The organism is Kitasatospora saccharophila (assembly GCF_039529925.1).
GTDB classification, from domain to species: domain Bacteria; phylum Actinomycetota; class Actinomycetes; order Streptomycetales; family Streptomycetaceae; genus Kitasatospora; species Kitasatospora saccharophila.
Genome location: NZ_BAAANS010000129.1, coordinates 1 through 6497, shown reverse-complemented (window position 1 = coordinate 6497; position 6497 = coordinate 1). Strand labels below are relative to the sequence as shown.

At 67.5% G+C, this 6497-nt stretch carries 5 protein-coding genes; 2 read left to right on the top strand and 3 right to left on the bottom strand.

The genetic code is table 11. The annotated features are described in order from the left end of the window. The first annotated feature begins 277 nt into the window (after window positions 1–277). Both ABD345_RS39600 and ABD345_RS39595 read left to right on the top strand, forming a co-directional pair. Entirely contained in the window at window positions 278–913 is a 636-nt protein-coding gene (locus ABD345_RS39600) for a hypothetical protein (RefSeq protein WP_344559645.1), read from the top strand. 38 nt (window positions 914–951) lie between these two features. Continuing rightward, window positions 952–1449, top strand: a complete 498-nt coding sequence (locus tag ABD345_RS39595) for a hypothetical protein (RefSeq protein ID WP_344559643.1) — start codon at window positions 952–954, stop codon at window positions 1447–1449. A gap of 1105 nt (window positions 1450–2554) precedes the next feature. On the opposite strand, the gene ABD345_RS39590 is transcribed toward ABD345_RS39595, so the two are convergent. Genes ABD345_RS39590 through ABD345_RS39580 form a run of 3 tightly spaced genes read right to left on the bottom strand, consistent with a single transcriptional unit; the run spans window position 2555 to window position 6428 of the window. After that, the gene (locus ABD345_RS39590; RefSeq protein ID WP_344559641.1) at window positions 2555–3574 is read right to left on the bottom strand and encodes a TniB family NTP-binding protein; all 1020 of its coding nucleotides are present in this window, start codon (window positions 3572–3574) and stop codon (window positions 2555–2557) included. Beyond that, window positions 3571–5646, bottom strand: coding sequence for a Mu transposase C-terminal domain-containing protein (locus ABD345_RS39585; RefSeq protein ID WP_344559639.1), 2076 nt, complete (start codon window positions 5644–5646; stop codon window positions 3571–3573). Before ABD345_RS39585 ends, ABD345_RS39590 begins: the two co-directional genes overlap by 4 nt. After that, window positions 5643–6428, bottom strand: coding sequence for a TnsA-like heteromeric transposase endonuclease subunit (locus tag ABD345_RS39580; RefSeq protein ID WP_380273064.1), 786 nt, complete (start codon window positions 6426–6428; stop codon window positions 5643–5645). The genes ABD345_RS39585 and ABD345_RS39580 overlap by 4 nt, the downstream gene beginning before the upstream one ends. Window positions 6429–6497: the final 69 nt, after the last annotated feature.

Below are 6497 nucleotides of genomic sequence, written 5' to 3'. Positions count from 1 at the left end.
CTGACCCGCGACAGCGAAGGTGGACGGCATGCCGCTGAAGTTGGACCGATGGCTGTTCGTGCCGCCCAAGATGGATCACTATGCAGTTTGGGACAGCGAAGTTGGACTGATCTTGTGACCGGAGTGCGGTTGCATGGTCATTTGGCGTGGTCGGCCTTGATGGCAGCCTCTGGACTTGGCTCCGACCGGGTTCGCGTGAACGATCTTGAGATCGTTGCTAGGGCAAGCGATGCTGAGGCTCTCAACTTGGGGAAGCGCGTACGAGCAGAGGTGTGAGATGGCGGCAGCAGAGCTTCGGCAGGCTGTGGATGGACCAACGCGGCCGGTCTGGGTGCTGGTGCCACTGGAAAGCATCGGGCCGCTGCGCTTCGGGACGTGCCTCAACGACGTCGCTGCACTGCTGCCCGGCATGATCGAGCTGCGCCGGTTCCAGGCCGACCCTCACTATCCGCACATTCTGGGCGCGCAGTTCGGCGTTGGCCCTGAAGCCCCCTGCGTGTACACCTACTTTGACGACGCCGGCAGGCTGTTCTGCGTGGCGGTCGATGCGGCCTGGGGGCCGCAGGTGACGCTCGACGGACTGGAGTTGACCTCCTGCGTCCCGGCTGACCTTGAGCAGATCCTCGTGGACGCCTCTCGGTCTGGAACACTCGATGTGTCATATGGGCCGCGCGGAAATCCTGGAGCCAATGGGCTGGGTCTGGTTGTGCGAGTGCAGGAGACCGCTGACGGCGTTGTTACCCGCCCGGTGCTGGTTGGTCGGGACTGGGCCGACCGCTGTGTAGACGACTGGGAAGGGCGAATACCGGAATGCGAATGGGTGGGCCGCCAGTGGAGCTACCCAGGCCATTCAGAGCACTGGCCCCCGCCTGGCTACGCGCCGAACTGGCATGACTGGCAGCCGCCCTTCTAGCCCAATCCGTGCCATCGACGAAGGAAAAAGGAGTGACCGTGGCTGACGAACGGCTTGATGCTGAGTGGCTTCGCGGTTGGTGTGAGCAGGCGAGTGCGGCACTCGCGAAGCTGATTGAGTCATTCCAGGCACAGTTTGACTTCGCCCCGGGAAGCAACGTGGTCTTGCATGCTTCGGACGCGAGCCATCGGGCCACCGACGCGCTCGTGGAGCTGACGCCGATTCCCTCGGACCTGACCACGATGTACTGGGTGATCGACGAGGTCTCCTTGCCCGATGTGGAGAACGGCTATTTCGTCCACCCGGCCTCGCTGGCCGCTGACCACTTCCGCGAATACGGGGCCATCCAAATCGACGGCGAAGAGCCCGCCCTGGTATTCGCCAGTGACGGGGGCGGGCATCTGTTCGCGCTGGCGGGCTCCGGGCGAGTCTGGAGGTCGACCACCGCCTCCTGGTTCGATCAGTTCGACCTCGCCGCGGCCAGTCTTCAAGAGTTCTTCGAGAGACTCCTTCGACAGATCAGCGGCCAGCTCTGACGGCTGGTGAAACGGCGAGTCGACTAAGCGCCGTTGTAGTGGTTCCGGCTCAGGGTTTGGCGTGCCTGGCGGGATAGTGGCGGAGGTGGGAGAAGCGAGCGATCGCGGAACTCTGCTCTCCAACGAAAGGCTTGATGGCAGCAGTTGGGCGAGCACCACTGGCGTGTCCTACCACTCATTCCGTGAGGACGACTAGCTATCGACACCCCGCAAACTGGACATTTCTTCGGGTCATCGCGGCACTGATCGATGTGCTTGGCAAGGCATTCTTCCGAGCACCATGGGTTGAGCCGCCGGGGCTTGTAGCGATCACCGCAGCCCCTGCAGGTCCGCGTCCCTTCCGCGAGAGCTTCGGCGATGACTCTTTCGCGCTCGGCTTCTTCGGCCTGGTGCCGGCATTTTTCCGAGCACAGGGTCCGAGGGCGACCGTCCGCGAGGGCGAACGCCAAGCCGCCGCAGTGGGTGCAGGAGGTCGGCGGGGGCATCGGGGTCCGGATCCAGCGGCGGGTTCTGCGGGTGCAGCGTCTTGAGCAGGCTCTCCGCTTTCTCGGCTGCGGCAGATATTCGCCGCAGCCGGGGCAGATCTCCGCCAGTGGGTCCTCTCCATCTGCGTCACCCTCGCTTCGACGCGGCAACGGCTGACCACGGCGCCGACTCTCGAACGCGAAGCGTCGGCAGTCGCTGGAGCACAGGTACCGTCGTTGCCCGACCCGATAGTCCATGGGCTTGCCGCAGACGCGGCAGGGCGCCGTCCGCCGGTAGTGCGAGTTCGTGGTGCGACTGCGCTGGCGGCAATTCGTCGAGCAGGTCCTGGGTTTGACGCCGAAGCTAGACATCGGGGTCATCGGCGCCCCGCACTCGGAGCATTGCGTTGTCTCCAGGACCCGCCGCAGCTGGACCGGGTCGCGCCCGGTGACAGCGGCAAGGCGGTCCCAGGACGGCGTCCCTCTGCGCTGTGGGGGGTCTGCTAGGAATGTGCGCAGGTAGCCAGGTGTCAGGTGGTTCGCCTCGGCAAGACGGGTGATGAACGTGCGGCCGCCCTCGCCGCTTCGCGGGCGGACTTGGAACGGCAGCCGACGGATGGGGGCCTCGAAAGTCGGCATGGTCACCGTTCTGTGTCCCGGCGCTTGCGGCGGGAGGCGATGTCCAGGTCGACGGCCAGCAAGCCTGCCTTGGTGATCTTCTCGGTGCCGGTGAGGATGGCGTCGACCGCAGCCCCGCGGATCTGGTGGGAGAGGGTGCCGATCATGCCACCGGTGCGGGTGTGGAGAAAGCGGTCCAGACGGGTCAGAGCGCCCGCCTGGTGCTCGTGCAGCACGAGGTTGGCCTCCATCTGCGCGACCAGCGCCTTCCATTCGGCGTTGTAGGGGAACGCGTGGGTGGCCGTGGAGGTGAAGCGGGCGGCGATCTGGTCTCCGCGGGTGCCCGACAGTAGGTCGCCGCCCTCGATGTCGATGCCTGCGTAGGCGAAGGTGGCCGGGATGCGTTCGGAGAAGTACTTCAATGTGTCCGAGACATCGGCACCGTGACGGGTGGTCAGGGATATGTTGTGGATCTCGTCGACCAGGATCAGGCCGGTCCGGGCCTTGGTGCAGACGCCGACGACGGCCTCGGTGAGGTCGGTGATGTTCGCTCGTCTCAGCACTGGCAGGCCCAGGAATCGGGCGAACTCGGCGGCGATCATGCGGGGTGTCGCAGCTGGCGGGACGGTGATGTAGATGACCGGTATTCGGCTGTCCTGTCCGGGGTGGCGACGGCGGTCATGCAGCTCGTGGGCCAGGCCGAGCTGGGTCAGCGCGATCGTCTTGCCGGTGTTGGCCGGCCCGGAGACGATCAGGCCCCGGCGTGCGCTGACCGCCCCGCGGTTGAGGATGATCAGGCGCCGCCCGCAGGTCACCGTGTTGCGGACCGTGGAGGTGGCGACGACCTGGAGTTGGGCATGGTGGTTGAGCCGGTCATCGTCGTAGGCATCCCGGCCTGCCGCGTCCAGCGCGTTGTACTCGGCCTTCGTCAACGCGGCCATGGGTACGTTCAGGGACGCTTCGACGAAGGCGTGCCAGCCCGGCAGGCTGGTCAACTGCCGACCGAAGTCCTCTCCGGAATCGTCGACGGGCAGCGCGGTCACGAGCGTCTCCAGGGGTCTTCGAGCGGGTTGAACAGTCCCAGCGGGATCACCTCGGCGAGATCGCCGTCGTCCCCGGGCGCTTCGGGTTCGAGCTGCCGCGGCACTTCCACCGCCGGGGAGGGGATCGTGGGCGGGGCGGCCTTCGTACGGGCGGCGACCCGCCGCTCGGCCTTGGCCGGCCCCGGCTTTCGGTCCTTCTTGCTCGCGGCCGACCGGTTGGGGCCGGCGTGGGCGCGGGTCAGCAGGTCGGCGACGGCCTGGGCGAGTTCTTCCTCGGTGGCCTTGGGCAGTTGGTGGCTGACGTGGTCCCAGGCCAGATCACCAAAGGGAACCGGCGCCCGGTTCAAGTACTTCCAGGTCGCCTGGACCCAGCCTCCGTCCCCGCGGTGGTCGCGGACCCAGACCCGGGAGGCGTCGTAGGGGTCGCGGTGGACTTCCCAGAGCCCGCGCTTGGCGGTCACGCCGGAGTCGCGCAGACGCATCGGACCCAGCTCGGGGCTGTCGTAGGTGCGGTTGTTGATCCGGACACCGTAGGAGTTGACGGCCCGCCAGGCCGCGGGCAGCAGCTCGACGTAGTCCTGGCCGCTCAGTGCGACCGGGACGTAGCCGCAGAACTCGACCAGCGCGGCGTACTTCTGGTTCGGCGTGAACAGCCGCCCCGGGTGGTCGGGGTCGCGCAGGCCCTCGTGCGGGCGGTTCTGCCAGTGGGCGACGATCCACTCGTCCAGCAGGTCCTGAAGTTCGGGCAGAGACCACAGGTTCTCCTGCTCGGGGTGCCGGCCGCGCTGGTCGGTGTTGCGGCCGGTGTGGCCCGGCAGGAACTGGGCGAACATCGTGGCGACTGAGCCCAGCATCTTCTCGATGTGGCCCTTCTGGAAGGGCGCTCCTTTGTGGGTGGGTTGGAAGTCGATCTCCAGGAACCGGCAGGAGGACCGGAAGTTGCGGGAGACGAACACCTTGCCGTGGTCACAGACGATCATCTCCGGGACGATGACCGGCTTCGCGGCCGCATGCTCCAGCCGCTCGTCCAAGGACAGCAGGCGGCGGTGCGGCAGCACCGATCGGGACATCTTCAGGGCCTCGACCCAGCCCGGCCGCATCAGCTCGGGGGTGACGGTGCGGGCCAGCAGCACGCTCGCGTCCACCGCCTTCGTCGTCGGCCGCAACACCGCCGCCGACAGCGTCCGGGTGGCGACGTCGATCATGCCGGTCAGCTCGACTTTGCCCACCACCCCGTTGTCGAGGCGGACCATCACGTCCAGCGGTGTGGAGTCGATCTGCATCACCTCGCCCGGAGCCGACACCGTCAACTGGCCGAACGGGGCAGCCGCCCCATGGGCCTTCGACCGGCGCGTGACCGCCGAGCCCATCGTGTGGGTGCCCTTCGTCAGCTTCGCCAGCAGCCGGTAGAGCGTCCGGCGGGTCGGCAGCTCGACCGCCTCGCTTTCCGACTCCCGCAGGATCTCCCCGGTCCGCCAGATCAGGTAGGCCCCGTTGCGGGTCGAGGTGTCGACGCCTTCCTTGATCGCCTTGCGCATCGCCTCGACGACCAGCTCGGGCACTGAACCGAACTCCGCCCGCTTGCGGACCGGCCGGCGGTCGGCCAGGCCGACCAGCCCCTCGGCCTGGTAGCGGCGGCGCCGATTCGCGATCGTCTGGGCCGCGATGTCGTGGCCTGCCGCGGCCAGTTCGGCCGCCTTCACACGCTGCCGCGAGGTCACCGAGGAACCGGGGCCGTAACCCGGCCGCGGCTGTGCGCCAGGCCCCGCGTCCGGCGCGATCCCGTGCAGGACCTCCAGGATGTGGGCCTCCCACCACAGCGCCTGCTTCACCGTCTCAGGCGGGAACGCGTCCAGCAGCCCGACCGCGGGCAGCGGCATCCGCTCGGGCTGGAACAGGACCTCGAAGTCCGGAGCCTCGAACAGGTCGATCAACGCGACAACCCGGTGCCCAACCTCCGCATCCTCCACCACGACGGCCTGGGCCGTGACCTCAAGAACCCCCCTGATCTGGCCCTCGAACCGAACCTTGTGGCCGACTGCCAACGCCGGCGGCCGCTTCAAGGCGCTCATTCGCTTCCCTCCGTCCAGACCAGACTGTCGGCCGCCATCAGGCCGCCGACCAGGTCGGTTACCAAGGCCCCGGACCACAACAGGTGGAACAGCACCGGCAGCACCTCCAGCCGGTCCCCGACCAGTCCAGCGCCCTCCCACAAGCCCTTCGGCTCGCGGAAGACCTCCAACAACCGGTCAGCCACCTCCGCCGGCCTGCCGCAGCGGGCCCGCCGGTATCGGTGCAGCCAGCGGACGTTCGCCATGAACACCGGGTCGAGCCGCCCGACCACGGCGAAGTCCCAGCCCACCGCCCGACAGGCGTGCTCGGTCGCGGCGAAGGACTCGCGCGTTGCCTCGTCCATGTCGTCCTCGGCGCGTACGTCGACGACGCGGGCCCGCCCGTCCGCGAGCCGGACGAAGTAGTCAGGAGCGTGCCGACGCATCCGGACCCCGTCGTGCCAGTGAAGCCAGAACGGCTGCGAGGCGATAGCAGTGACCTCCGGGTCACGGTCAAGCAGGATCAACCGGTCCCGCTCCAGCCACGACTCGTAGCCGACGTGATCCCTCACCGTCGCCGAGTAGTACCAGCCCGCGAAACCCCGGGCGAACTTGTGCCAGCTGAACTCACGAACCGGCTCCACCGTCTCGAACCGCACGTCCCAGTTCGTCCGCAGCGGCCCGCGGTGACGGACCCCGTCAACGGAGAAGTCCAGCTCAAAGCCCGCCAGCGCGTCCCGATCCAGCGCATGAGCTGGCTCTCCCACCGCATCCCCCGCCTGACGACTGCCCCACAGATCCAACTTCGCTGTCGCAAGCTAGCGTCAGTCCAACTTCACTGGCAAACCGTCCATCTTCGTTGTCACAGGACA